Genomic DNA, 24,985 nt, shown 5'->3' on the forward strand with positions numbered 1-24,985 from the left:
TTTGTAGTAGGCTCTTGTAGAGTGCCCTACCCAATCTCGACCACAATACTAAGTTCAATTATTGATGTATTTACATAGGTATACGATAAGTACAATTAGCTCATTTTTACTTGTTACTTAAGAAGTTAAAACAGCTAGTAGGTTCACTTCCGGGTTACAGACTCGTTGTATATGAATTTTTATATATAAAGTGTTAATAGTCCTCAAATTGCTCAGCGTACTTCTGATGTAAGCCGATAGTACGTTACAACCAGAACAGTAGTAATAAGCCGAAACATCCAAAATCGGAAACCTGAGGGCCTTCCCACCTACGGTGGTACTACTGCTCAAGCCGCGCAGAAACTTGCCGTATTCAGGCTACAGAACTCCTGCCAAAAACCCGTTTCTTACCAAACTTTTTAGCCGCGCTGCGCATTTCTTTAGTTTACGCTTCTTACCTACATGGCCAAGATCAAGACCCTATATTTCTGTCAGAACTGCGGCGCGCAATCGGCTAAGTGGATTGGCCGCTGTCCTTCGTGCGGCGAGTGGAATACCTACGTGGAAGAGGTAGTGGAAAAGGCAGACACCGCCACGGCAGCTACGGCCTGGAAAGCTGGTACTGCGGTAGGTGCTACCAACAAGGCAGCCAAGCCAAAGCCGCTAGGTGAAATCCTCTACGAAGAAGAATCGCGCCTGAACACCCGCGACGGTGAGTTGAACCGCGTGCTAGGTGGGGGCCTCGTTCCGGGCTCTTTGGTGCTCATTGGGGGCGAGCCAGGCATTGGTAAAAGCACACTTATGTTGCAGATTGCCATGCAGATGCGCGAGCTTCGGATTCTCTACGTATCGGGGGAGGAAAGTGAGCAGCAGATTAAGATGCGGGCTGAGCGCCTGGGCAAGCAGCATCCTGGCCTCTACATCCTTACCGAAACGGGTACCCAAAACATTTTCCGACAGATCGACCAGTTGCAGCCCAATGTCGTGGTCATCGACTCCATCCAGACGCTACACTCCTCGTTGGTGGAGGCTGGGGCAGGTTCCGTCAGCCAGGTGCGCGAGTGCACCACTGAGCTGCTAAAATACGCCAAGGATACCGGCGTGCCAGTGCTTCTGATCGGTCACATCACCAAAGATGGCTCCATTGCGGGACCCAAGATTTTGGAGCACATGGTGGATACCGTGCTGCAGTTTGAAGGCGACCGGCACCTCTCCTACCGATTGCTACGCACCATCAAGAACCGCTTTGGGTCTACTTCCGAGTTGGGCATCTACGAGATGCAGGGTTCGGGCCTACGGCAAGTCAGCAACCCCTCGGAAATCTTGCTGAGCCAGCGCACAGAAAGCCTCAGCGGTATGGCTATTGGGGCTACGTTGGAAGGCAACCGTCCGCTGCTGGTGGAAGTGCAGGCCCTAGTGACGCCCGCCACGTACGGCACGCCCCAGCGCAGCAGCACCGGTTTCGACGCCAAACGCCTGCAAATGCTGCTGGCAGTACTAGAGAAGCGCAGCGGCCTGCGCCTAGGCCAGCACGACGTGTTTTTGAACATTGCGGGCGGCCTGCGCCTCGACGACCCAGCCCTCGATCTGGCCGTGTGCGCGGCCGTAGTCAGCTCCCTCAACGACGTGCCCATTGCCGGTGAAGTATGCCTAGCGGCGGAGGTAGGCCTGAGTGGAGAAATCCGGGCCGTAAGCCGCTTAGATCAGCGCCTTTCCGAAGCGGAGAAGCTGGGCTTTGCGGAGATGTACATTTCTCAGTTTAACGCCAAGGGCTTAGAGCTAGCCCGTTATGGTATTCGGGTGCACCCTGCGGGGCGCCTAGATGACGTTCTGACGGGCTTGTTCGGGTAGTTGCTTCTGGTAGCGCGGCACATGTAAGCGGGTTGGCTGAACACAGTTTCGGCCAACCCATTTTTCTAAATACCGTTCTGAAAAGCTCAAATCCAGCTTCAATACGAACATTTTAGGAAGGAATGCACCACCACATTTCCTAGAAAGTAGAAGCCTACAAAGCCAGGAGCAAGGGCAATAGGCAGCGTTCAAAACTTTGTGCTTCGGCACAGGTTACGAAAAAAGAGCGTTAACGGATTGGACTTTCTCTTTCTTTATGCCGTATCTTCGGCATGAGAATTGACTTTTACCGCGATTTACCTGAACTGAAAAGTCTGTTAAGCTCGGGTGTTGGAAGTTTAAATTCACTAACTCCGCTTTTTCTGATGGCCCATAGATCTTTCCTCACTACCGCGCTGCTCTGGGTTGGGCTGGTAGCTGCGCCGCTGGCCAGCTATGCCCAGGGTACGGTGGTCCTGACTGGCAAAGTCAGTGGCCGCACGGCCGATACCGTAGCCGTATCAATTCGCGAAAACCCGCTTGATCCGAAAGAGCAGATCACCTACGCTCGCCTGGACGACAAAGGTGAGTTTCGGCTGGCGGTGAACGTAAGTGGCCCTACCCGGGCCGACTTGGTATACGGCGACGACGTAGCCGGCCTGTTTCTGGAGCCTGGTAATCAACTGGATGTGCGCTTCAAGGGTTCTGACTTAGCCAGCAGTGTCCGGTTTAAGGGCCGCGGTGCCGAAGCCAACACCTACCTGGCAGAAGTAGACGATAAGTTTGTCGAAAACGACGGCTTTCAGGTTCTGCCCGATAACATCATGCTCTACGAGCCGGGCTTTATCTCTTTCCTCGACTACCGCCGGAAGGAAGAACAGAAGTTTCTGAAAGGCTACAGCGAAGATGCTCAGCTAACCCCCGCCTTTAAGCAGTATGCCCAGGCAGAAATAGACTACAGCTACGCCAACGACCGCCTCACGTTCCAGGACTTACGCGAGCAGGTGGTAGCCACCGAGAGCCGCTTGAAGCTCTCGCCTACCTACTATGACTTTTTGAACGACAAGAGCCTGCTCACGAATGCCGAGGCCTTGCAGAGTGAGCAGTACCACGAGTTTTTGCTCAACTACATTCACTACGCTGCCATCAACGCTGGCAAGCAGCGCTCCAGTCCCGACTTTTACCAGGTATGTTATGACTTGGCTAAGAATCAGTTGAGCGGCCCGGTACGGCCAATTATTATGGGCCGGGTGATGCAGGAGTCGTTCCGCTTTGGGCACGTGAAGCAGTCGGCTGCCATGCTAGCTGACTTCCGAAGCATAGACCCCAAGAACGAGTACTACCCCGTATTGCAGCAGGATTTCGAGGCTCATAAGGCCTTCGCTATTGGAGCACCTGCCCCCGATTTCCACCTGCTATCCTCCACTGGCGACACAGTAAGCCTACGTCAGTTCGCCGGGAAACTAGTGTACATCAACTTCTGGCGTACTACGAGCGGCCTGGCCCTGCGCGACCTACCCTATGCCGCCGAGCTGGCGAAGAAGTTTGATGGTAAGAACATCGTATTCCTCAACATTGCCCTGGATGACAACGATGGTGCTTGGAAGCAGCTAGTAGTGAGCAAAAAGCTGGCGGGCGTGCACGTGCGCGCCGCCGGTGGTATGCGCTCAGCCGTGGCTAAGGCCTATGCCGTGCAAGATGTACCGTCTTACTTCTTGCTGGCAGAAGATGGTACTTTTCTCAATACCAAGCCAAAGCGTTTAAGCAGCCGAGCTGCTATTGACGAGATTAAGGAGTCGTTCGGTAAGGCTGGCACCTACAGCAGCACCCTACCGGCTGTTGGCAAGCAGTAGTACTTCACCTGTCGTTGCTACATACCAAAAGCGCCGCCCACATATATGGGCGGCGCTTTTGCGTACTTGGCGCGGCAGATGCCTAGGCAGTGCGGAAGCCAGTAGCTTGCTTGATGGAACGTTCGTTGCCAGAAGCTGGGTCAGCATAGCTGTGCTCACCTACCTCAATGGATACTTTCTTACCGAGAAGCTGCTTGGTATCCAGGTCTTTGCCAGCCTCTGGATGGATGCCAACGGCGGCATACAACGAAAGTAGAATTGGCATAGCGTTGGGCGACGTATAGAAGCGCTGGGTTACAAAGCCATCCTCGTTTTCCATACGAGCAGCAAAGAAGGGTACGTTCTGGTGCTCACTGGTTCCTTCTTGAATGTCGGTAATTTCAACGGTGTGACGGCCATCGGGTAAGAAGCCTTTTTCTTGGCCTTTTTCAACTGGAATTTTCATGTCGTATAGCTGCGTGGTTGTTGGCTCTTAAACGAGAGCTAATACTATTAGGTTGTATTTACTAATATTATTAGTATAGAAAGAACTGATTTTCCATTCTGCTATAGCAGACGTTACCTACAAATTGACTTTGGTGCCAAAAAAAGCGCATTGGTAGCCAGAGTTTTAGACGAGTAAAATGGAATGAGAGCACAACTCGGCAGCTGATTTGATGGGCGGGCTGTTTCATCAGCGCCATTGGTTCATCGTGGCAGTTTACCTTTGCTGTCCACATGGCCTCACTCCTCACCGACGGACTTAACTTTGTTTCGAAAGCTACCCCGCGGCGGCTCTGGAATGCTACCCAAGTAACGGGTGGCTACTTGCTAAGCAAGCTGACTGGGAAAGCCCGCCATTGGGGGTTGCCCGTCGCCCTGTCGTTCGAGCCTACTACCAGCTGCAACCTGCGGTGCCCGGAGTGTCCCAGCGGCCTGCGCTCCTTCACGCGGCCCACGGGCATGCTCCCCGATGAGCTATTCCGCAAGACCATCGACGAAGTGGCGTCGCGGCTGTGGTACCTGATTTTCTACTTTCAGGGCGAGCCTTACCTGCACCCCAACTTCCTGGACTTGGTGAAGTATGCCTCCGACAAAGGCATCTACACCGCCACCAGCACCAACGCCCACTACCTCAACGATAAGAATGCCCGCCGCACGGTGGAAAGCGGCCTTGACAGACTCATTATTTCCCTCGACGGTACTACCCAGGACGTGTACCAGCAGTACCGCGTGGGTGGTAAGCTAGACAAAGTGCTGGAGGGCACCCGCAACCTAATTAAGTGGCGGCGGGAGCTAAACTCGCAGACGCCGCGGGTGGTATTTCAGTTTCTGGTGGTGCGCCCCAATGAGCACCAGCTGGAGGACGCCAAGCGCCTAGCCCAGGAGCTAGGCGTAGATGATGTGTGGTTTAAGACCGCGCAGATATACGACTACCAAAACGGCTCTCCTCTCATTCCTACTATCGATTACTACTCGCGCTACGAAAACAACGTGGATGGCTCCTGGAGCATCAAGAACAAGCTGGTGAACCACTGCTGGAAGATGTGGCACAGCTGCGTTGTCACGTGGGATGGCTTGGTAGTGCCCTGCTGCTTTGACAAAGACGCCGAGTACCGCCTCGGCGACTTGAAGCAGCAAACCTTCCGCCAGCTCTGGCATGGCCCCAAATATCAGCGCTTTCGGGCATCCCTACTCAAGGGCCGCGACCAGATTGAGATGTGCCGCAACTGCACCGAGGGCACCAAAGTATGGGGCTAGGCGTAAGGGCATGACGTGAGGAAGCTAGTTGGCGCTTATCTTGTTGCCAGCCTTCCACGTGCTCATGCTATACTATGTTTTCCGCCGTTCGTGTTGCTACCATCCGCAAGAGTAAGGGGTTCTCGCAGGAAGTGTTGGCGGAGCAATCGGGGGTCAGTTTACGCACCATTCAGCGAGTAGAGCAAGGCGACACCGTACCGCGCGGCTACACGCTACAAGCCTTGGCTGCGGCCCTGGAAGTACCCTTGGAAGCGTTCCGCCCGGAACCCGAAGTAGCGCCGGCCATCGAAACAGTGGTAGCACCGCCGACCATGGAAGCGCACCCCGCGCTGCGCCCCGATCCGCAGTTTCTACAGCTGCTCAACTTAAGCGCCCTAAGCTTCCTGGTTTTTCCTCTATTGAATCTCATCTTACCCTGGATGCTCTGGCAGAAGCATCGCCACCACGTAGAACATGCCGCCGAGGTGGGCCGCCGGGTGCTGGGATTTCAGGCCTTATGGCAGGTAGGCTGCTTTCTGGCCTACGGATTGGCCGCCGCCGCGCAGCTATGGGCGCATGCCTACCACGTTAAGCTACCAGGCTTGTACCTCGGCGTGTTCGTGGCTTCCTACCTGCTCAACTTAGGAACGGTGGGTTACTATCAGTGGCAATTACGCCGGGGCCAGCTAGCTATTTACCGCTTCCGGTTCTGACACAGAGAAATGCAATCAGGGATAAGCAATGACCTCAACTCACAGGAAAGTGGTAATGCAGTGTACATAGGCCTGGCTGTGCTAACGACAGGTTGTATTGCAAGTACCTGTATATTAATAAGATGAAGCGAATGGCGGGTAAATGGCGGGTAAATGACGCAATACTGAGGGCAGTGAGGCAGCTACTTTAGCTTCACAAACCAACCCCCACTACCCCGCCATGAAACTCTTCCGCAACATCCTGCTTGTCGTACTTGCCCTGCTGTTGGTTAGCGGTATTGGAGGCTATTTCTACATGCGCAAGAAGTTTGAGCCGGGAGTTAATCAGCTCTCGGTGACGGGCCTCCCGGCTACCTGTACCTTCGTGTGGAAGGCCGACTCGACGGCCCAGCCCGTGGTGGCGCATGCGGCGCTGCTGGTGCCTGCCCGGCTGCCCGGTTGCCCCCGTACCTGCTACTTTCAGTTTGACACAGGTGCACCTACCTCTATACTCTATGCTAGGTCGCTGGCTGCTCTGCGGGGCCGCTACCCTGCCACTACCCAAACGCTGCTACCCCAAGCCGACACGGTGCGAAACTTCCAGTTTGGGCTGGGCAGTGGCAGCGTACAGGCCCGCAAAATCAAAGTGCTGGACTACGGTAGGTCTACCCTACCGGCCGACTCGACTGAGCCCTTCATTATCGGCACCCTGGGTACGGATGCCTTGGAGGGGCGCGTGCTGGTGCTTAACTACAGCACCCGGCAGTTTAGCCTGCGCGCCGACGTACCCACTAGCCTAACCAGCCAGACGGTTTTCGTGCCCCTAGACTTTGCCAGCCGGCGGGTGATGCTCAACGCAGCTGTGCAAGGCAAGCCCCGGCAGCTCCTTTTTGATTCCGGCAGCAGCGCTTTTGCCCTCCTGACGAGCCGTGCTACCTGGGAGCAAATGGCTCAGCCACAAGCTCGCGTTCGGCACGCCGCCGTAAACTCCCTGGGTACTACTCTCACGGCGCACACCGTTGCTACGGCCGCTACTCTGGGCTTAGGTCAGGTAGCCGTGCCCTTGCACACCGTAACTTACATTGAGGGCACTAGCTTTATGCAAAGCGCCCTCATGCGCTTCTCAGGTATGGGCGGTATGCTGGGCAACGAGCCATTTGCCGAGCGCACCATCGTTCTGGATGTGCGGGGCGGGCGGTTCGGGTTGGTGCATCAATAGCAGGCCAGTTAATAGTTCCAGGGATAGAGGTCTGGGGGCGTGTGCTCGTCTTGGTGGGTAGGCAAGGGATGCAGCGCCTGGGTTTGGTCAAGGAATAAAAAGGCATCGTAGCGTTCGGGTATTACGGAGGGTACGTAGTTGCCGAAACGCTCGAACTCCGGCCGGTACACTACTCCAATGGCACGGTGCCCAATGGGCTGCCGTAGAGCGTCGTTGTCGCGCAATTCATGAGAGAAGAGCAAGGCATTCTCACCCTGTAGCTGCTCGTGCAGCAGGTTTTCCCAGGAGCCGCGAGTAGCCTCCGGAGCGGTCATGGTTTCGGGGGCGGCACCCCATTTCCGGCCCGCAACAACGGACCCCTGGTAGGAGCCGAAGCCCACGGCAAACACCTTGTTGCGACCGTACGCTTCGCGGGTGAGCTGCCCCACATTTACCATGTCTTCGCGGCGCATGTCGGTGTAGCGCGCATCGCCGATGTGGGTGTTGTGCTCCCAAATAATGGCCTTGCTATCAGGCCCGTGTAGGTCGAGCAGGCGGGTAAGGGTTTCCATCATGTGCTGGTCGCGCACGTTCCAAGAGGCCGACCCACCTTTAATCATGGCGCGGTAATAGCGCTCGGCATTCACGGCTACCAGGGCATTCTGCTCGGCATTGAACTTCTGTTCCCGGTCCAGTAGGCCATTGGTTTGCTGGCTGGCTACCTGCTTACGCAGGGCGCGCAGCATGTCCGTCACCTCATCCTCACAGTCATCCGATACAAACGCCACAGCGTGAGCATATTCCTGCGGGTCGTCACCGTAAGGCTCAAAGCATTGAAACGCTCGGTGAGCGGCCTGTACGGCTCCGTCGCCCTGCTTTTCCACGTAGTGCAGAATCTCCTGCAGAGACTCCCACAGGCTGTACACATCTAGCCCGTAGAAGCCTACGCGTTGCTCGTGTGGGAGCTGCTTGTTGTGCTGATGCAGCCAGTCTACCAGCGCCGCAATTTCCCAGTTGCCCCACATCCAGGTAGGCCAGCGGTTGAACGTGCTGAGTAGCTTGGCGGCGGTGCCGTAGGTAGCTTCCTCCTGCTTAATGGCCGCGTTTACTTCAAAGCAATCGGGCCAGTCGCCCTCCACCGCAATAAACTGAAAGCCCTTCTCTTGAATTAGCCGCTTAGACAGCGCCGCGCGCCAGGTGTAGTACTCGGAAGTGCCGTGGGAAGCCTCCCCCAGTAATACAATGCGGGCGTCGCCGATGGCTTCCAGCAGCGGGTCAAGGTCGCGGGCTGTGCGGAGAGGATGGGTAGGCAGCGAAATTTTCATAGCGTTGAGATTGGGTGGGGCAGAAACAGCACGTGCGCCCCGAACGAATCCGGGGCGCACGTGCGCAGAGCAATAGGAAGGGTAGAAACCACTTATTTGTGGTTCTTGTCCAGGTTTTTACCCATGTCCTCTACTCGCTTCAGGAAGTCTAGTGCGTCAGAGTCGCCATAGGTGCCGTAGGCTGAGGAGATGGTGCCTTTCGTGCCATCGGCAGTCTGCAAGGCATACAGGATGGACATGTCGTCGGGGTTGCTTTCACCCTCGAAGCGATAAAAGTCAACAATGGTTACCTCCTCGGGAGCATAGCCTTTGCTACGGTCGTCGCCGAAGGGAAACAGGCGCCCATCGGTTACTCGGAAATCTGCCGTGAAGCCGTCTTTGCTGAGCTTGTTTTCTACGTTGACGAGGGAGCGTTCTTCTTCTTTGTCTTGCATGAGGAGGGGCGTTTGGAAATGGAAAAGGGAGTTCGGCTAGGAAGGGAGGCAAAAAACAGCCCCCGCAGCAGCTATACGTAGCCAGTGCGGGGGCGGGTTATACCCAACAAAGAAGAAATATGGCGCCTTACTGAGCAGCCTTGCGTGCAGCCGTGGCCTCAATGGTCCGCTGCAGCCGGTCCACGTCGATGACGGAACACGCGCCGCCGCAGCCTTTGGCGCAGCCAGCTTGGCTTTTATCAAAAAACGCCCGCCAGAAAATACGCCCCACGTAGAAGGCCGCCCCGGCGAAAAGCAATGCGATGATGAGAGTTTGCAGCCACATAATGCGCACAAAACTACGACAACCCCGGAAAAGTTTGATAGTCTACTAGTTCTCAAGCCCCGAAGCTTGCCACACCTACCTCCTTGGCCTTCGTAAAGCTACAAACTAAAAGAACCTGAAGTAGCCAGTTGTTGGCCGCCTCAGGTTCTCCAGCTAGTCACAATAAGCTGGGCAACTACTCGCTAGCTACCCGCTGGTTGGCTTACTTCCAGGTTTCGCGGATAATGCCTTGCATCTCCTCGTGCACCAAGCCATTGCTGGCTACTACCTGGCGGCCAAAGAGGGGGTCGCCTTCTTCCAGGAAAGCCGTAACGCGCCCACCCGCTTCGCGCACGAGCAATATGCCCGCGGCCACGTCGTACGAATTGAGGTTGAACTCGAAAAAGCCCTCAAAGCGGCCGGCGGCTACGTAGGCCAAGTCGGCGGCGGCGGAGCCCACGCGGCGCACGCCGTGGGAGCGTTGGATAAAGGCACTCAGCAGCTGTAGGTACTCGTTGAGCTGGGTGAAGTTAGTGTAAGGGAAGCCGGTAGCAATCAGGGAGTTGTTCAGGTCGGGTACGTCCGTAACGTGAATGGGAACTTCATTGCAGAAAGCCCCAGCGCCTTTGGCTGCCCGGAAGCATTCGTCGCGCACTACTTCGTACACAACGCCGGCCACCAACTCTTCGTGGTGGATGAGGCCCACGCTCACGCAGTACACGGGTAGGCCGTGCACAAAGTTGGTGGTGCCATCCAGGGGGTCAATAATCCAGTTGTACTCCTCGGCCCGCTCGGCCCCTTCCGTGCCTTCCTCCGTAATGAAGCCGGCCTCGGGTAGCACTTCACGCAGGCCAGCAACGAGCAGCTTCTCGGTTTCCTTGTCTACGTACGACACGAGGTCGTGCACGCCTTTGGTTTCGATGTGGCTGCGGTTGAATGTGGCCGCCTCCTGGCGAATGAACTGGCCCGCGTGCCGCGTTACGGCCGCCAGTTGAAAGCTGAGTTGGTTGTAATCCATTAGTAAAGTATGACCTCGAAAGTAGCGAAGGCCGTGTAGTTGCAAAGATGCGTAGTTGAATGAAAGCAGCAACCTCAAACGGCAACTACTAGCCAGCAACCAGCCTCTTGAAGGGACCTAACTGCGGTGCACCTTCACAACGGCCTTTTACGCGAACCGGCGCATTCCAGTCGTGTTGGCATTCTAATAAAAGCTTGGGAACTGGCTGCCAGTCTGCTGGCGCCACGCCGTACTGCTGAGCCACTGCCTCTTTCGCCCTGGTGAGGGGAGCTAAGCGGCCAAGGTGTGGCGGTTGAGCAGGGCCCGTACTACCGTCAGCACCAGGAGTAGCACGGCTAATACCTGGCAGGCAGGCCCAATGAGCTCCCCGTAGCGGACGTAGAAGGTTTGCTCGGTATTGAGGTGTACGGTAGCTCGGCTGGTAGCAGGTACCCACCAAGCCGTTTGCTGAGTAATCTCGCCTTTCTGGTTGATGAAGGCGGAGATACCCGTATTGGCGGAGCGGGCAATGTCGCGGCGGGTTTCAATGGCGCGCAGGGTAGCGTACTGCAAGTGCTGGTTGTGGCCCGGCGAGTCAGACCACCACCCGTCGTTGGTGATGATGCCGATGAGTGAAGCGCCGTTCTTCACGTATTCGCCCACAAAGTCGCCGTACACCGATTCGTAACAGATAACCGGAGCCACCTGCAAGCCGGGCGTGGCAGTTTGGTACACGGTACGCTCGGCCTGAGAGCCGAGGCCCCCGGCGGCGCCGCCCAGGTCAATCACGAAGGCCGACAGCCACGGGGGCACGCCCTCTACGCCCGGTACGAGCCGGCTCTTGTGGTAGAACTCGGCGGGGCCGCTGGCCGTGCGGAAGTGCACCGACGCGTTGAAGATGTCGTAGTAGCCCACGTCTTCGCGGAAGCGGGCAGTGGGGCTGGCAGCCTCCTTGCTAGGGTAGCGCACGGCCGTAGTAAGGCCCGTCATCAGCTCTACACCTGGGTGCTGGGCCAGCCACTGCCGAATGCGGTACACATTGGGGTGCGACTCAAAGGTTTCCTCGGGGTAGGTTTCATCCAGGGAGGTTTCAGGCCAGAGGACGAGCTTGGTTTGCGGGGTAAGGTTTTGCTCCGTGAGGGTGAGCATGCGGGCTAGCTGCTCGGCGTGCGGAATAAAGCGAGAGCCTCCCTCAAACTTCTCCTCAAACGGGTCCACGTTGGGCTGAATTACCAGCACTTCGGCTGCGGGGCCTTTCTCCTGATAGGTGCGGCCAATGACCAAGGAAATAGTTATTGGTACTGCCGTAGCAAGTACCGGCGCTACCCACCGGAAACGGCCCTGCCCAAACGACCAGGGCGCTACTCCCTGGCGACCAAACCACGCCCTAAAAACCAACAGATTGACCATCCACATCCAGAGTGAGCCACCCAGAAAGCCGGTATACTCGTACCACTGCACCAAGTAGTTAGCCTGCGCAAAGCCGTTGCCTAGCGTTAGCCAGGGCCAGGTGAGAAACCAGTGCAAGTGCAGCTGCTCAAAGGCAAGCCAGTAGATAGGTAGGGAAAGGTAGCCGAGCTTCGGTCCGAAACGCTTTTTTGTGTGGTAGAAGGCCGTAAGCGGCAAGCTCATCAGCAGGGCATTGCAAACCACTGCCGTGATGCCCCCGCCTAGCGTGCTGTAGCTTACCCAATAGGTAGTAAAGGCGTTCCAGAGCACTAGTAGCAGGTATCCATAGCGCCATACTTTCCAGCCGCTGGCCCCGCGCTCCGTGAGTACCTGCTCCATGCGCAGGTAGGGCACCCAGGCTACCAATAACACCACAGCCAGGGCGGCGGGGTGTACGGGCCAGCCAAGCCACAGCAAGAAGGCTCCCAGCAGCGCCAGCAAAGTAGGGAGCCAGGAAGCCAAGCGGGTAGGCGTGTATTCGGCCCCGCCGGCTACAAAGGGGGCAGGAGCAGCAGATTTAGTCAGCACGATGTTCGTCGGTATAGCGGTCTTCTTTGGTGCGCTCCTCCTTCTGGCCTTGCACCACCAATACAATCTCTCCTTTAATGGCTTGACGCCCCGCAAAGTTCGCGGCCAACTCGGCAAGCGGTGCCGTCACGGTTTCCTCAAACAGCTTGGTCAGCTCCCGGCTCACGGAAGCGGGCCGCTCGGGTCCCAGCACCTCGGCCAGTTGCTCCAGGGTTTTTACAATGCGGTGGGGCGACTCGTAGAAAATCATGGTGCGGGTTTCCGCCGCCAGTTCTTTCAGGCGCGTTTGGCGGCCCTTCTTCACCGGCAGAAACCCCTCAAACGTAAACCGCTCGGCCCCGAAGCCCGACTTCAGCAAGGCCGGAACCAGGGCCGTGGCCCCCGGTAGGCATTCTACCTTTAGGCCCCGGGCCAGGCATTCGCGCACCAGTAGAAAGCCTGGGTCCGAAATGCCTGGCGTACCAGCATCCGATACCAAGGCCATGGTTTCACCTTTCTCCAAGCGCTCCAAGAGGCGCTGCACTTGCTGGTGCTCGTTGTGGAGGTGGTAGCTGAGCATGGGCTTCTTGATATTCAGATGCTGCAAAAGGCGCCCACTGGTGCGGGTGTCTTCGGCTAGCACCGTGTCTACCTCGCCCAGCACCCGAATGGCGCGCAGGGTAATATCCTCCAGGTTGCCGATGGGCGTGGGCACGAGGTATAGCAGCGTAGGAGCAACAGTTGTCATAGGCAACAAAGGTAACGCGCTTTGGCCCTCCTGGTTTGGCTGAGTCTACGCCTCCACTACTGCCCCGTCGTACTCAGCGGCGAGTTGGTCGATGGCGGCGGCCAGCTGCCGGTCTTTGTCCGTCACTACGTAGCCAGCAGAGTGGGTGCGCAGGCGGAAGCTCACCACGTTGTACTCATTGCTCCACCACGGATGATGGTCTTGGTACTCCGCTTCCTCCGCTACATCAGACATAAAGCTGAAGGCCACTCTAAAATCCTTGAAGCGGAAGCTGCGAGTCAGCGCGTTGTCGTGTTCGGGCCACATAAGCAAGTAGGTAAAAGGGCGAAAAGCAAATAGACTATTTTGGGTGAGCTACTACTGGCCGTAAAATAGCCGATGCTCATAGTAGGCCAATTACGTTGTCGGCTCTGTGTGCTGCTTACCTTAACCGCTCGCGCACCTCCATCAGTGCGAAGCCTAGTAAGTTAAGCCCAGGCTACTTGGCCGGAGTGCTGGCGTTGGGGTGGTCTGGTGCCAAGCCGCTGCCCCAGATAACATCAACTGGGCTAGCTTCTACCAATACCCGTGTGCCGCTGGCCCGCAAGTATTCTTGGAGAAGATGCTGCTGACTAAATTTAGCCTCATTGCCTCTGACCACAGTAGCAAAACGCACTGTTTCCCAGCGTGCTTCATCGAAGTTCCGCACTAGGCGACCCAACTTTTTCGCCTGATTTGGGTGAGTGGAGGCCAAAATAGCAGCGCGAGTAGCTTCGTCACCAAAAAACCGAGCTTTCTCGGCCATCATGTACTGCTCGGTAGTTGCGTACGAGATTCCGTCGAGGGCAAAGGGCGCAGGGTACCATTGGCTGAAAACTTCCCTACCTACCGGCCGGCCTGGCTGAGCAGTATGGCCCCAGAAAAATAAGTATTTGGGTGCTGCGCCGGTGTCAAGATACTGGCGAAGCGCTTCCACTGAGCGGATTGGAGGTAGTGGGATGCTAGACATGGCCGAGGCAGGGCGGCAATTTTACACGTGCGCTTGCCTACCCCAAACCTAAACCCAAATCCGTAAACCGGAGTACAACCCTTACACTCTCTTCCAACCAGAAACCGACAATTCCCATGGCAACTGACCCTCATAACCGCCCCGTGCGCGTCATCAATGATGACACGACGGACGAAGAACTGGCCGCTGGACATATCATTCCGGGTGCTGATCCACCCAAGAACGAAGCTGCCCGTGGTGGCTTTGGCAACCGCGAAGGAAAAGAAGGCTACGGTACTGACAGTGGCGTTGGAATGACGGCCACCTCGATGAACCGCGACGCCGACCGTATTGAGCCGCCTCAAGATAACATGCGCAATAGCGCCGAGGGACGCCCGGACCGCGAAAACCAAGACCTGCCCGACGACCAGGACCCCGAACTGGAAACGCGCCGCCCCGTGGATGAGCTGGATGCTGATGATGCCCGCTCCGGCCGCGACGAAATGGAAGACCCCGACTCTCGCGTGGGTATGGACCAGATGGAAACCATCCAGCCCAACAACGACGAACTAGCCCGCCAGGGCACTAATGCCGACCTGACTGACCCCAACGCCGACGAAAGCGGCATCCAGATATAGCTGCTAGGGTTCTTAGCCAGCCGTTCTGCCCTGCACTCTTACCGAAAACAAACGCTTAACCCCTTACTGCCATGCCGTACAAAAGCAATAATACCAACCAGCAGTCCAAGGAAAACCACGGTAGCCCCACCCAATCGGAGCAGCCGAAAGCTGCGGGCAACATGCCCGTAAACGACCTAGACCCGCAAACGGAGGACCGCTTAGAACAAGAAGCGCTAGACGCTGGCCTGCGCCATCCTAACCGTAATCTCGATAAGCCGGACCTCGACAAGCCCGCTTATAGCTAATAAGTAGCATAAGGCTTAGCTGATTGACCAGGGCATGGATTCTGGTGAAGTGGCGGCCATTTCCCACCCTTACCTCCAAGAATCATGGCTAAAGAAGGAAATCAAATCAGCTCGCAGTCGGCTAAGCATCAAGGCTCACCGTCTTCTGGCGGGCAGTCGAAAGCTGAGTCGCTGTCCGTGAATGAGCGTAGCGAATCGGAAGAGCAGAAGCTGCAAGACGATGCCGCAGACGCACCGCAAACGCACCCCAACCGGGGCGGTAGCAAATCAGACTCTGGAAAAGGAAGCTATAGCTAGTCGTCCTTGTCCGTATAAAAAAGCACCGGCCACCGTCGGTGCTTTTTTGTTGATTTATCCGCCGAATAACCTGCTCCCTACGCCATGGCTCGCTACGTTACTACCGACCTGCACGGTTGTCTCCACTCGTTTCGGCACTTAGTCGAAGAAAAGCTGAAACTGCGCCCCCAAGACCAGCTTTATGTGCTTGGCGACTACGTAAACAAAGGCCCCGACAGTTGCGGTGTACTCGACTACCTGATGCAGCTGCCTGAGCGCGGCTACCAGGTAGTGTGTCTGCGCGGCAACCACGACCAAGAACTGCTTGATGCGGCTCATGGGCACCAGCATCTGCTGTGGGCTTCCGCCCACGACCGACAGCTTACGCTCGACAGTTTTGGGGTAGCGGCGGCGGAGGCTATTCCGGAATCCTACTTGCGCTGGCTTAATAATCTGCCCTATCAGTACGAACTGCCAGATTTTGTTTTGGTGCATGCGGGCTTCAACTTCCGCTTACCGCCCGCAGAAATGCGCCAGGACTGGCATACTATGCTCAATACCAAACAGTTTGTGTTTGATGCTTCTCGCCTAGGTGGCAAGCGCCTACTGCACGGGCACGTGCCCAGCCCCACCGCTAGTGTACAGCAGCAGGTAAAGCACCAGGCCCAGGCCATTGGTTTGGATACGGGCTGCGTGTACCGCCACAACGAAGAACTACGGCACCTAGCAGCGCTAGAACTCGACGCGTTTCACCTGACGCTACAGCCCAACATAGAACCAGAGTACCCCATTGCTCACCGCGGGTAGCTGTACCTAATTGGTTAATGCGTCGGTTTGTAGGATGCGGCGGGCGGCTTGCTGGTACGGGTTGGTGGCTTCGGCGGCTACGGTTTCTAGGGTAGTGCGGGCCAGCTCTGGCTGCTGGGTGCGCCAGTAGGCCATACCTAAGTGGTAGCGCGCCTTGGCGGCCAAGCCCGAATTGGGCTGCTGAGCCACGCGCCGGAGAAGGGCCTGGGCTTCTTCGTGCCGTTCGGCATCCTGCTGGCTTAGCAAAAAGATGCCACTGTAGTACAGCAACGTATCCTGACCTAGGGCACTGTTGGGTACGCGTTGTAACGAGTTGAGAGCCTGTGGGTAATGTCCTTCGCGGTAGTATTGCATGGCCTCTACCAGCAGCGGACGGTTAGAGCCTAGCGCCGTTTGGGGTAAGCCAGCATCGGGCACGTAGTAATTGGTCCAGTCGGTGGCTTGCGAAGAGGAAGGACGCAGCACCAGCCACACTACTACCAGTACGCCCGCAGCAATAGTCGCTACCAACCCCCACCGAACCTGCTTGCGTCGCTCCTGCTGCTCCATGCGCTGCAATGCTCGGTGGCGCTGGTCGAGGCGGCGGTCAATAGCTTCTAGGCGCATGCGCAGCGTCTCATGCCCGGCTACCCAACGGAGGTCGGCGGTAAGCTGCTGGTAGGTTTGGTAGGCGTGGTTGAGAGCCGCATCCTGCTCTAGGCGCCGTTCAAAATCTTCCTGCTCAGCAACGGTCATCTGCCCATCCGAAAAGCGTTCTAGCTCTTCCAAGTAGGGGTGCAAGTCGGGGGCGGGCGGCATCATGGGAGGAACCAGAGAAAAAGCGAAGAAGGCCTAAGCAGGACCAGCGTAAATTGATATAAATGCGGGACGAAGCTACGTAGAAGCAGTTAGCCAGCGGCTACTACCCAGCCGCTTCGGCGCGGCGGCGCAACTCGTAGAGACTCCGAACACAACCGGCCTTTTGCATGCGGGCTACGTTAGCATTGGCGAAGCCCATCTTGCCAGCTACCTTCTCGAAGTTGTAACCACGGAAGTAAAAGTACACCAGCACTTTCTGGCAGTCGGCGGAAAGCTGCCGAAACAAGCCCAGCAAATGCTGACGGCGCCCCGCCTCGGCTACGGGTAGCACCATAGCCGCCTGTCCTGCTCGTAGCCGCTCGTCGGCCATACCATATACAAAGGCCCGTAAATCGGGCGGGAGCTTGGTAAGGCGGCCATCCGACACTTGGTCGTAGAAGTCTACCAGCACAGCCCGCAGCAGTTCGTGGGCCTGCGCAAGCTCTAGGGTATGCTGGCGGCGCACCCAACGCGCAAATAAGTCGCGGTTCTCCTCATAGAACTTCATCAGGAAGGACTGGTTACCGACTCGGAGACTAGTTAAAACTTCGGCGAGCTGCTGGGGCGTATTCATACGGGCAAGATACGAGGGAACCGGCTGAACGACCATCGATTTAGAGCAAACGCTCATCTTTCTACCTGCCTATCAGAACGGAATAGTCCGATAACTTTCGTGCTGACTGGGTGCCACTGCCGTTTTGTACCGCAAGTCAGGCATCTTGCGGGCAGCTTTCTGCTAGTGCGCCCCGGCGGCGGCACACCAGGACTATCAGCTTGCATCTTTACTCGGCCCAAAGCAGTTCCTGAGTACTAGTCATAATAAAAAAGCAGGCTACCCAACCCGTGGGTAGCCTGCTGTAGGGCAGCTAAGTTGTTTTATTTAGTGAAGCGCCGGGTAATAGTTTGTTGATCTTTCGTGTTGACTTCCAGCAGGTACATGCCCTGGGGCAGAGTAGTAGCCTCCGCCGTGCCACGGTCGAAAGCGCCGCTGCTGATGGTGCGGCCGCGCATGTCGAGGATGCGGTACCGGCTGCCTATTAAGTTGAGCTGGCTACCTGCCAAGTGTACCTGATCAACCACAGGATTGGGGTAGAGCAAAGCGTCATTGGCCGTAAGCTTGGCGGGCGCCGATGCGGCCAGGGTGGTGCGGGCGGCAGTGGCTACCTTCGTGATGCGCACCCAATTGATGTTCCAGCCGCCCGTTTGGGCATACACGCCAAAGTTGTACGTACCCGCGTTAACGGTCACGGTTCTGGAAACCGTGGTCCAGGTTTGCCAGCCGCCGGTAGCAGGAATGGTTGTGCTGCCCAACTGAATGGCCCCTGCATTCAAGTCTGATGATACTGTACCGCCCGAGGGGCTGGCCACGCGGTACTCGATGGTGTAGGAACCGGTAGTAGGGAAGTTGATGCCGTTGAATACCAAGTAGTCGCCGGCGTCTACGTAGCCCATATCCTGGCCACCGCCGGTATCGGAGGTGGTTTCTACCGTCATGCCGCTGTTTACGTTAGCATTTTCAGCTTGCAACAGCACGCTAAAGGCGGCCGCGGCAGTGCGCACGCGCAGGGAGGTAGCCTTGTCGTTCCAGTTGCTGGTGCCCAACGCATTGTTTACAAGGCAAGCGTTGCCGGCACTCCCTATTGTGAGCGAGGCGCCGCTGAAGTTATCGTTTTCATAGAGCACCACTTCATAGCCACTGTTTACTCGCAGCGAGGAAACATCATTGTCGAGAATACCGCGGCTTTGCAGGGAGGCCAGGGTATAGTCGCCGGTGGGTAAGGCCACAGCGGTGCCGGTGTAGTTGCAGTCCTTATACAGTGTAGCCACGGCGGAAGCGGCTGGGGGCGTGGTGCCCGCATAGCCGCCGAAGGTAGCCACCACCTTGGTTGGCTGGGGCGTGTGCAGCGTGGCCGACTGGTCGTTCACGTCGTCGTAGGCGAAGCCGTAGCTGAGGTTGTCTACGCTGATGCCGGGTAAGTGCCAGAAGCGTGCGTAGTAGTTGGCGGGTGCCGCTTGGTAGTACCGGGTGGCGTCGTACCAGTTTTGCTGGCCAGGATTGGCAGTAGTCACGTCCACCACGTGGCGGTTGATGGCGGCGGTCATTTGGGCCTGCACCACTAAGTCGCAGTCACCGTCGCCCACACGGTTGTCGAGCAGGCCCTTGCCTTCAAAGGCCATTTGCGTGGTAGGGCGGCCGTTGATGATGCCCGTGCGGCCAGCAAAAGCACCCGATTGGCCCACCACCGTTAGCCGGTCGTTGGCATCTACGCGGCCCTTAAATACGCCCGCGTTGCCGGCGTAGAAGATGAGGTCCGTGGTCTTGTACTTGTTCCAAATGGCGTCGATGTAGCTCTTGAAGTAGTTGCCGTATGGGCCGGGCGTGGTACCGTTGGTGCCATCGGCAAAGGCAGCTGTTTTGGAGGGGAACGTGATTTCGCCCGTGCTGCTGTTTACCGTGCCCTGAAACTCAGTGGGTACGTTAGCTTTGTAAGCGGCCACAATGTCGGCGTGGTTTTTCAGTTCGCCGGTGCGTTTCTGGTAGCCATTGCCGAATAGCTCCAGGCCCATGGGGTACTTGTAAGAGTCGACGCGGGTAGTGTTGCCGTAGAAGCCGGTGGCGTTGTTGGTCAGCTCCACAAATTCGTAGAGGATGCCGCGGTTCGGGTCGTTGGGATTCTGAGCGTTGGGTGCCGCGTAGCCTGAGGGCGAGCCAGATGCGCCAAAGAAGTAGAAGTACAACTGCTGGCCCTGAGAGATGAACACCCGGCACCCCGCAATGTAGGGCAGGGTAAACGTCTTGTTCGGAATGTCGCTCAGGCGGGTAAAGCAGGCCGCATAGCGCGAGTTGGCCCCGGGTCCGGTGTTGCCGTTATACGTGGGCCCCAGCACCGTGTTGTACGACGAAGACATGGGCGTAACGGCTCCGGTTTGGGCGTTAATCCACACGTGGTTGCCAGTGGGGTCAATACCCACAATAGCCACAAAGAGTGTGTTATCGGCGTAGGGCGAGTTGTTGGCAATGGTGAACGGAATACTGCCCTGAGCCCAACTGCTTAAGGGCAGTAGCACTCCAACTAACAGCGCAAGCAGTGAAAGAAGAGTAGGTTTTTTCATGGGTAAATTGGTTGTGGTGGGAATGGATTGGACAGGCCCACTGACGAGCACCTACCGAGGTAGCAGCCAGCAGGAATAGCAGAACTGAAAGCGGAGCAAGGGAAGAATGAGCTGAGCAAGACGCGCAGAGCCGCCGGGGCGGACTGCCCAACCAATGGGGCTACCTACTGGCAGCCAGCGGATTGGACTGGGGAAATGTAAGTGGGTTTTAGAGAGAAGAAAAGGCCTCTACCAGTGGCTCTCGCCTGCTGTGTATGCGGCCCAATCACCTAGCCCACAACCGGGCGGGAGGTAGCACACATGTAGCCGCGGGTCGGGAGATACTCTTTGTAATAAGCGGTGTTGCAGCACATGCGGTTAGGCCACACGCCGCCGCTGGCTACATCGCCAGTGCATGCCCAAATTTTGTAACAGGTTTTTTGCGAGTTGCTACCTCCACACTAGGGACTTGGTGAAGGTAGTAGCTGGCTTCAATCAGCTAACCACATTATCCTCATCACCTCATCACCTTTTACGCTTACCTTTGGCAGCATGGAAACGCAAGCCACCACCCTCGCCCACGACACCGCCATCTTCAACCTGATTGAGAAGGAGAAAGAGCGCCAAACGCACGGTATTGAACTCATTGCCTCCGAAAACTACGTGTCGGAGCAAGTGATGCGGGCCCAGGGCTCCATCCTTACCAACAAATACGCCGAGGGCCTGCCCGGCAAACGCTACTACGGTGGCTGCGAAATTGTAGACCAGATTGAGCAGCTGGCTATTGACCGCGCCAAAGAACTGTTTGGCGTAGAGTGGGTAAACGTACAGCCGCACTCCGGTGCCCAGGCCAACGCGGCCGTAATGCTGGCCGTGCTTAACCCCGGCGACAAGATTCTAGGTTTCGACCTTTCGCACGGCGGCCACCTGACCCACGGCTCGCCCGTGAACTTCTCGGGCAAGCTGTATAAGCCGTCGTTCTACGGAGTGGAGGCCGAAACGGGCCTCATCGACTGGGAGAAAGTAAAGGAAACCGCCCGCCGCGAGCAGCCCAAGCTCATCATTTGTGGCGCCTCGGCCTACTCGCGCGACTGGAACTACCAGGCCCTGCGTGAAGCAGCCGACGAAGTAGGCGCTCTGCTGCTAGCCGACATTTCGCACCCCAGTGGCCTCATTGCTAAAGGCCTGTTGAACAATCCGTTCGACCACTGCCACATTGTAACCACCACTACCCACAAGACGTTGCGCGGTCCTCGTGGCGGCCTCATTCTGCTGGGCAAGGACTTCGAGAACCCCTTCGGCCTGAAAACGCCCAAGGGTGAAATTCGGATGATGAGCAGCCTGCTCGACGGGGCAGTGTTCCCCGGTACCCAGGGCGGCCCTCTAGAGCACGTGATTGGCGCCAAGGCCGTTGCCTTTGGAGAAGCCCTGAGCGACGCCTACACCGATTACACCCACCAGATCATCAAGAATGCCCAGGCCTTGGCCAACGGCTTCGTGGAGCGCGGCTATCAGATTATTTCCGGCGGCACGGATAACCACTTGATGTTGATTGATCTGCGTAGCAAGGGCCTCACCGGAAAGCTGGCCGAGAACACCCTCATCAAGGCCGACATCACCATCAATAAGAACATGGTGCCCTTCGACGACAAGTCGCCCTTCGTGACCAGCGGCATGCGCATTGGCTCAGCTGCCGTTACCACGCGCGGCCTAAAGGAGCCCGACATGGCGCGCATCGTTGACTTCATCGACGAGGTGCTCACCCATAACGCCGATGATGCCCGCATCAGCCGGGTGCGGGGTGAAATCAACGAGTGGATGCAGCAGTACCCACTATTTGCTTAACTAAGTGAATGCCTGCGTAGTTAGGTAAAGAACAAAACGAAAACCGGTCCGACAGCATCCTGTTGAGGCTGGTTTTCGTTTGTCTTTTTGCTCCGCCACCAGTTTATCATTCGCTCATACCCTCATTGCCCCCTTCTGTGGACCCAACTCAACCCGCGCTGGGCGACCAGCACGAAATGTCTTTTATCGACCACCTGGAGGCCCTGCGTTGGCACATCATCCGGGCGGCAATTGCGGTGGTAGCATTTGCTACCGTTGCTTTTTTTTCCAAGGACTTTCTCTTTCACGACTTGATTCTGGGGCCTTCCCGCGCCGACTTCTGGACCTACCGGATGTTCTGCCGGTTTGGTGCCTGGGTTGGTGCCCCCGACCTGTGCATTGATAAGATCGGCTTTGTAATTCAAAATCGTGAGATGAGCGGGCAGCTCACCATGCACATTAGCACTAGCTTCATTGTAGGATTAGTGCTGGGCTTCCCCTACCTATTCTGGGAGCTGTGGCGCTTTATCAAGCCGGGTTTGTACCCGCACGAGCGCCAAAATTCCCAAGGAGCGGTGTTCTTCGTGTCGGTGCTGTTTGCCATGGGCCTGTTGTTTGGGTACTACATTGCCGCCCCCATGAGCATCAACTTCCTGGCTGGCTACGTGGTGGACCCTACTATCGAAAACCAGATTGACATGCAGAGCTACCTGAGTACGCTCACCACCATGTCGCTGTCCTGCGCTTTCGTATTTGAGCTGCCCATGATTGTGTTCTTCCTGGCCAAGGCGGGGCTGATTACCCCCGAGATTATGCGCGTTTACCGCAAGCACGCCATTGTGGTAATTCTGGTGTTGGCGGCCATCATCACCCCCCCCGATGTATCGGCGCAGATTATCGTGACCATCCCCATCTTGCTGCTGTACGAGCTTAGCATCAACATTGCCCGGGTGGTAGGCCGCAACCGAACGGCTTCTCTCAACGCCCAACTAGCTGAAAACAAAGGTATCGCGTAGCGCTTCCGAGAACAGTAAGAAAGCAGGGTGCTGCTGTGTAGGTTATCCGAACACGGCAGCACCTTTTTCTTTGGTTACTGCCTACTTTTGACCAGCTAGGCAGTAGCTTGTGCTACCTCACCGTTCTACTATCTTCATTAGCTTTCCATGAGACTTGCTATTGGCTCCGACCACGCTGGCTTCGACCTCAAACAACAACTAGTTCAGTGGCTGCAGGATGCAGGCCATGAAGTGCAGGACTTCGGTACCCATTCCGATGCTTCCGTTGATTACCCCGACTATGTGCATCCCCTGGCCCTGGCCGTGGAGCGTGGCCAATACGAACTGGGTATTCTGCTGTGCGGTTCGGCTAATGGTGTGTGCATCACGGCCAACAAGCACCAGGGGGTCCGGGCGGGCCTTGCCTGGACTCCGGAGGTAGCTACTCTCATTCGCCAGCATAATAACGCCAATATTGTGTGCGTTCCGGCCCGTTTCGTGAGCGAAGAAACAGCTCGTGCCATTCTCACAGAGTTCCTAACTACTGCCTTCGAGGGTGGCCGTCACCAAACCCGAATTGACAAGATTAGCTGCTAATTATGCCTAACGTTGCCACTGACGCAGCAATGGCCTAGTTACAGAACCACCCCCGTTCCCGCAGCTTGCGGGAGCGGGGTTCGTTTTATGTCAGCACCACAAGGCGGCGGAATGGGCTAGCAAGGCACTTCTGCTGGCATACAGCAAGCCTTACTTGTTGGCTGCTAAGCGGTACACTCCTGGCGTGCTAGTTGGCTGGTAACGACCGAAGATAGCCGGAATCTTATAGCGCAACTCCGGTAGTAGGCCCGCTTGGTCAATGATGTATTGGGGGGGGCGGGGCTCAAAATTCTGCGCTAGCCGGAATACCGCATTATACTCCCGCAAGTGGCCAAAATCGACTTGGGCAAGCTGCCAATCGAGGTAGGGAGTAACCAACTGATTTTGCACGTAGGGGCGTTGATCGGGACCAAGTACGAGCAGTTGCTGGCCCTGTAGAAAGGCGTAGCGTGGGTGGGGCTGCATAGCATAGTGGCTCTCCGCTGGGATGCGCAGCACTTGTTCCAGATGCAGTACTGCCCGGTAGCGCACAACTACCACCGCTCCAATAACTAGAAGGAGGAGCAGCTCTGGTATCCAGGAGCGCCGCACTTTCTGCCACAGGAACAGGCTGTAATAGGTGAGGGGAGGTAGGATAAGTACCAAGGTGCCCGTGGCCATACCCTTGCCGGCGGCGGCAATGCCTATGGTTACCACCAGCCAAATCAACATCATCTGTTGAAATTTGATCTGGAATACCAGCCCCAAAGAAGTAGTGAAGCTGCGCCCAATGCCCAGCAGCAGCAATAAGGCGGGCAGAATGAGCAGGCGCAGCAGCACCCACAGCGGTATGCCGTCTTTTTCGCTCACCAACCCCTGCAAAGTGGGCTGCAAATGAAACTGCGCGAATTCCGGTAAGGATTCCGCGTATAGAAAGAAGGTAGCTGCTACGGCGTAAGGAAACAGGAAGCCGCACAGCAGTAGTAAAAAGCTGCGGAAGGTATTAGCAGCAAAGATGATAACGGCAAATAAGCCTACCAGCAGAAACAAGGCCAGCGGTAGGTAGCACAAGGCCGCCACCCCTATCAAAAATCCCGCTCGGAACAGGCGCCGGTTGTCGTAGCCTTCGCGCGAAGTAGGAAGCAGGGCGCTGAGAGCAGCAATGAGAAAGGTGTGCCCCAGGAGAAGGGGTGAGAGCGTGTCCAGCTCCGCCGTAATGCTGCCCAGCAGCAAGTAGGTGAGGGCACCCACGTAGCCTCGCTCCGGGTGCACATCGGCCCGGTTCAGAACGAAGTTGAAGCGCAGCGCTTGAAAGACGAGTAGGGCCAACGCCAAAACTCGGTACAGCCACAGCGGGCGTTGGCCCACCAAATCAAGCAGCCCAAACAGGCCCGCCGCCAGCGGAGCGGTGCTGTCGTACAGGTCGTGGTAGAGCCGGGCACCCTCGTGCAGCCGTTCGCCAATCAGCAGCGCCCGCAGTTCGGCGGGGGTGAGCGGAATGCCCAGCCACAGCAAGGGTAGCCGCAAGGCCAGCACCAGCAAGAGCAGACCAAACAGCCGCGTGGGCAGAGAGCTTTTAAAAAATTGAAGCAAGAGCGGAAAGAAGTGACGAGAGGTGGTACTAGGGAGAACAAAGGTACAGAGTCCCGG

The 24,985-nt window shown here is 56.8% G+C and carries 25 protein-coding genes; 12 read left to right on the top strand and 13 right to left on the bottom strand.

What is annotated here, in order from left to right:
- Window positions 1-441: 441 nt before the first annotated feature.
- Together radA and CHB83_RS07635 are read left to right on the top strand one after the other, a co-directional pair.
- The gene (gene radA / locus CHB83_RS07630) at window positions 442-1,830 is read left to right on the top strand and encodes a DNA repair protein RadA (protein ID WP_045689190.1); all 1,389 of its coding nucleotides are present in this window, start codon (window positions 442-444) and stop codon (window positions 1,828-1,830) included.
- 365 nt (window positions 1,831-2,195) lie between these two features.
- Complete coding sequence (locus tag CHB83_RS07635) at window positions 2,196-3,662, top strand: TlpA family protein disulfide reductase (protein ID WP_179225482.1); 1,467 nt, start codon at window positions 2,196-2,198, stop codon at window positions 3,660-3,662.
- Window positions 3,663-3,744: 82 nt separating this feature from the next.
- Here CHB83_RS07635 and CHB83_RS07640 read toward each other — a convergent pair whose 3' ends face one another.
- Window positions 3,745-4,107: a hypothetical protein gene (locus CHB83_RS07640; protein ID WP_045689193.1), complete on the bottom strand. Its 363-nt coding sequence runs from the start codon at window positions 4,105-4,107 to the stop codon at window positions 3,745-3,747.
- Window positions 4,108-4,379: 272 nt separating this feature from the next.
- On the opposite strand from CHB83_RS07640, the gene CHB83_RS07645 reads away from it, so the two are divergent.
- The 3 genes from CHB83_RS07645 to CHB83_RS07655 all read left to right on the top strand — a co-directional run bounded on the left by CHB83_RS07645 (window position 4,380) and on the right by CHB83_RS07655 (window position 7,292).
- Window positions 4,380-5,402, top strand: a complete 1,023-nt coding sequence (locus CHB83_RS07645; protein ID WP_089332199.1) for an SPASM domain-containing protein — start codon at window positions 4,380-4,382, stop codon at window positions 5,400-5,402.
- 74 nt (window positions 5,403-5,476) lie between these two features.
- Window positions 5,477-6,094, top strand: a complete 618-nt coding sequence (locus CHB83_RS07650) for a helix-turn-helix domain-containing protein (protein ID WP_089332200.1) — start codon at window positions 5,477-5,479, stop codon at window positions 6,092-6,094.
- Between the two features lie 220 nt (window positions 6,095-6,314).
- Window positions 6,315-7,292, top strand: a complete 978-nt coding sequence (locus CHB83_RS07655; protein ID WP_089332201.1) for a hypothetical protein — start codon at window positions 6,315-6,317, stop codon at window positions 7,290-7,292.
- 8 nt (window positions 7,293-7,300) lie between these two features.
- On the opposite strand, the gene CHB83_RS07660 is transcribed toward CHB83_RS07655, so the two are convergent.
- From CHB83_RS07660 to CHB83_RS07695, 8 genes are all read right to left on the bottom strand, one after another.
- A complete protein-coding gene (locus CHB83_RS07660; protein WP_089332202.1) occupies window positions 7,301-8,596 on the bottom strand; it encodes an erythromycin esterase family protein in 1,296 nt (431 codons plus the stop codon).
- A gap of 92 nt (window positions 8,597-8,688) precedes the next feature.
- Window positions 8,689-9,030 (bottom strand): hypothetical protein, encoded by a 342-nt coding sequence (locus CHB83_RS07665; RefSeq protein ID WP_045689197.1) that lies wholly within the window; start codon window positions 9,028-9,030, stop codon window positions 8,689-8,691.
- A 127-nt stretch (window positions 9,031-9,157) separates the two neighbouring features.
- A complete protein-coding gene (locus CHB83_RS07670) occupies window positions 9,158-9,355 on the bottom strand; it encodes a FeoB-associated Cys-rich membrane protein (RefSeq protein ID WP_045689198.1) in 198 nt (65 codons plus the stop codon).
- A gap of 202 nt (window positions 9,356-9,557) precedes the next feature.
- Entirely contained in the window at window positions 9,558-10,352 is a 795-nt protein-coding gene (locus CHB83_RS07675) for an inositol monophosphatase family protein (RefSeq protein WP_089332203.1), read from the bottom strand.
- A 270-nt stretch (window positions 10,353-10,622) separates the two neighbouring features.
- Complete coding sequence (lnt, locus tag CHB83_RS07680; RefSeq protein ID WP_245855303.1) at window positions 10,623-12,308, bottom strand: apolipoprotein N-acyltransferase; 1,686 nt, start codon at window positions 12,306-12,308, stop codon at window positions 10,623-10,625.
- A complete protein-coding gene (rsmI, locus tag CHB83_RS07685; RefSeq protein WP_045689199.1) occupies window positions 12,298-13,035 on the bottom strand; it encodes a 16S rRNA (cytidine(1402)-2'-O)-methyltransferase in 738 nt (245 codons plus the stop codon). Before rsmI ends, lnt begins: the two co-directional genes overlap by 11 nt.
- Before the next feature lie 45 nt (window positions 13,036-13,080).
- Window positions 13,081-13,341: a 4a-hydroxytetrahydrobiopterin dehydratase gene (locus CHB83_RS07690; RefSeq protein ID WP_045689200.1), complete on the bottom strand. Its 261-nt coding sequence runs from the start codon at window positions 13,339-13,341 to the stop codon at window positions 13,081-13,083.
- A 172-nt stretch (window positions 13,342-13,513) separates the two neighbouring features.
- Window positions 13,514-14,023, bottom strand: coding sequence for an NADAR family protein (locus tag CHB83_RS07695; RefSeq protein WP_089332204.1), 510 nt, complete (start codon window positions 14,021-14,023; stop codon window positions 13,514-13,516).
- Window positions 14,024-14,139: 116 nt separating this feature from the next.
- Here CHB83_RS07695 and CHB83_RS07700 point away from each other — a divergent pair, with 116 nt between their 5' ends.
- From CHB83_RS07700 to CHB83_RS07715, 4 genes are all read left to right on the top strand, one after another.
- A complete protein-coding gene (locus CHB83_RS07700) occupies window positions 14,140-14,640 on the top strand; it encodes a hypothetical protein (RefSeq protein WP_089332205.1) in 501 nt (166 codons plus the stop codon).
- Between the two features lie 71 nt (window positions 14,641-14,711).
- Entirely contained in the window at window positions 14,712-14,927 is a 216-nt protein-coding gene (locus CHB83_RS07705; protein ID WP_045689202.1) for a hypothetical protein, read from the top strand.
- Window positions 14,928-15,011: 84 nt separating this feature from the next.
- Entirely contained in the window at window positions 15,012-15,224 is a 213-nt protein-coding gene (locus CHB83_RS07710) for a hypothetical protein (RefSeq protein WP_089332206.1), read from the top strand.
- An 84-nt stretch (window positions 15,225-15,308) separates the two neighbouring features.
- The gene (locus tag CHB83_RS07715; RefSeq protein ID WP_089332207.1) at window positions 15,309-16,010 is read left to right on the top strand and encodes a metallophosphoesterase family protein; all 702 of its coding nucleotides are present in this window, start codon (window positions 15,309-15,311) and stop codon (window positions 16,008-16,010) included.
- A gap of 6 nt (window positions 16,011-16,016) precedes the next feature.
- Here the strand turns inward: CHB83_RS07715 and CHB83_RS07720 are convergent, their stop codons facing one another.
- From CHB83_RS07720 to CHB83_RS07730, 3 genes are all read right to left on the bottom strand, one after another.
- Window positions 16,017-16,811: a tetratricopeptide repeat protein gene (locus CHB83_RS07720; protein WP_089332208.1), complete on the bottom strand. Its 795-nt coding sequence runs from the start codon at window positions 16,809-16,811 to the stop codon at window positions 16,017-16,019.
- A gap of 100 nt (window positions 16,812-16,911) precedes the next feature.
- Window positions 16,912-17,421 carry an HAD family hydrolase gene (locus CHB83_RS07725; RefSeq protein ID WP_045689206.1) on the bottom strand — a complete coding sequence of 170 codons (510 nt, stop codon included), beginning with the start codon at window positions 17,419-17,421 and terminating at the stop codon, window positions 16,912-16,914.
- A 302-nt stretch (window positions 17,422-17,723) separates the two neighbouring features.
- On the bottom strand, window positions 17,724-19,961 hold the full coding sequence (locus CHB83_RS07730) for a beta-1,3-glucanase family protein (RefSeq protein ID WP_089332209.1): 2,238 nt from the start codon (window positions 19,959-19,961) through the stop codon (window positions 17,724-17,726).
- Window positions 19,962-20,492: 531 nt separating this feature from the next.
- On the opposite strand from CHB83_RS07730, the gene CHB83_RS07735 reads away from it, so the two are divergent.
- The 3 genes from CHB83_RS07735 to rpiB all read left to right on the top strand — a co-directional run bounded on the left by CHB83_RS07735 (window position 20,493) and on the right by rpiB (window position 23,356).
- Window positions 20,493-21,785: a serine hydroxymethyltransferase gene (locus tag CHB83_RS07735; protein WP_089332210.1), complete on the top strand. Its 1,293-nt coding sequence runs from the start codon at window positions 20,493-20,495 to the stop codon at window positions 21,783-21,785.
- Between the two features lie 137 nt (window positions 21,786-21,922).
- Entirely contained in the window at window positions 21,923-22,780 is an 858-nt protein-coding gene (tatC, locus tag CHB83_RS07740; RefSeq protein ID WP_317044784.1) for a twin-arginine translocase subunit TatC, read from the top strand.
- A 147-nt stretch (window positions 22,781-22,927) separates the two neighbouring features.
- Window positions 22,928-23,356 (top strand): ribose 5-phosphate isomerase B, encoded by a 429-nt coding sequence (gene rpiB / locus CHB83_RS07745; protein WP_045689208.1) that lies wholly within the window; start codon window positions 22,928-22,930, stop codon window positions 23,354-23,356.
- A 150-nt stretch (window positions 23,357-23,506) separates the two neighbouring features.
- On the opposite strand, the gene CHB83_RS07750 is transcribed toward rpiB, so the two are convergent.
- The gene (locus tag CHB83_RS07750; RefSeq protein ID WP_089332211.1) at window positions 23,507-24,928 is read right to left on the bottom strand and encodes a hypothetical protein; all 1,422 of its coding nucleotides are present in this window, start codon (window positions 24,926-24,928) and stop codon (window positions 23,507-23,509) included.
- Between the last annotated feature and the right edge of the window lie 57 nt (window positions 24,929-24,985).

The organism is Hymenobacter mucosus (assembly GCF_900188255.1).
GTDB lineage: Bacteria > Bacteroidota > Bacteroidia > Cytophagales > Hymenobacteraceae > Hymenobacter > Hymenobacter mucosus.

Coding starts and splice junctions, on each gene's coding strand:
- radA (WP_045689190.1), top strand. CDS start 442: ATGGCCAAGATCAAGACCCTATATTTCTGTCAGAACTGCGGCGCGCAA.
- CHB83_RS07635 (WP_179225482.1), top strand. CDS start 2,196: ATGGCCCATAGATCTTTCCTCACTACCGCGCTGCTCTGGGTTGGGCTG.
- CHB83_RS07640 (WP_045689193.1), bottom strand. CDS start 4,107: ATGAAAATTCCAGTTGAAAAAGGCCAAGAAAAAGGCTTCTTACCCGAT.
- CHB83_RS07645 (WP_089332199.1), top strand. CDS start 4,380: ATGGCCTCACTCCTCACCGACGGACTTAACTTTGTTTCGAAAGCTACC.
- CHB83_RS07650 (WP_089332200.1), top strand. CDS start 5,477: ATGTTTTCCGCCGTTCGTGTTGCTACCATCCGCAAGAGTAAGGGGTTC.
- CHB83_RS07655 (WP_089332201.1), top strand. CDS start 6,315: ATGAAACTCTTCCGCAACATCCTGCTTGTCGTACTTGCCCTGCTGTTG.
- CHB83_RS07660 (WP_089332202.1), bottom strand. CDS start 8,596: ATGAAAATTTCGCTGCCTACCCATCCTCTCCGCACAGCCCGCGACCTT.
- CHB83_RS07665 (WP_045689197.1), bottom strand. CDS start 9,030: ATGCAAGACAAAGAAGAAGAACGCTCCCTCGTCAACGTAGAAAACAAG.
- CHB83_RS07670 (WP_045689198.1), bottom strand. CDS start 9,355: ATGTGGCTGCAAACTCTCATCATCGCATTGCTTTTCGCCGGGGCGGCC.
- CHB83_RS07675 (WP_089332203.1), bottom strand. CDS start 10,352: ATGGATTACAACCAACTCAGCTTTCAACTGGCGGCCGTAACGCGGCAC.
- rsmI (WP_045689199.1), bottom strand. CDS start 13,035: ATGACAACTGTTGCTCCTACGCTGCTATACCTCGTGCCCACGCCCATC.
- CHB83_RS07690 (WP_045689200.1), bottom strand. CDS start 13,341: ATGTGGCCCGAACACGACAACGCGCTGACTCGCAGCTTCCGCTTCAAG.
- CHB83_RS07695 (WP_089332204.1), bottom strand. CDS start 14,023: ATGTCTAGCATCCCACTACCTCCAATCCGCTCAGTGGAAGCGCTTCGC.
- CHB83_RS07700 (WP_089332205.1), top strand. CDS start 14,140: ATGGCAACTGACCCTCATAACCGCCCCGTGCGCGTCATCAATGATGAC.
- CHB83_RS07705 (WP_045689202.1), top strand. CDS start 14,712: ATGCCGTACAAAAGCAATAATACCAACCAGCAGTCCAAGGAAAACCAC.
- CHB83_RS07710 (WP_089332206.1), top strand. CDS start 15,012: ATGGCTAAAGAAGGAAATCAAATCAGCTCGCAGTCGGCTAAGCATCAA.
- CHB83_RS07715 (WP_089332207.1), top strand. CDS start 15,309: ATGGCTCGCTACGTTACTACCGACCTGCACGGTTGTCTCCACTCGTTT.
- CHB83_RS07720 (WP_089332208.1), bottom strand. CDS start 16,811: ATGATGCCGCCCGCCCCCGACTTGCACCCCTACTTGGAAGAGCTAGAA.
- CHB83_RS07725 (WP_045689206.1), bottom strand. CDS start 17,421: ATGAATACGCCCCAGCAGCTCGCCGAAGTTTTAACTAGTCTCCGAGTC.
- CHB83_RS07730 (WP_089332209.1), bottom strand. CDS start 19,961: ATGAAAAAACCTACTCTTCTTTCACTGCTTGCGCTGTTAGTTGGAGTG.
- CHB83_RS07735 (WP_089332210.1), top strand. CDS start 20,493: ATGGAAACGCAAGCCACCACCCTCGCCCACGACACCGCCATCTTCAAC.
- rpiB (WP_045689208.1), top strand. CDS start 22,928: ATGAGACTTGCTATTGGCTCCGACCACGCTGGCTTCGACCTCAAACAA.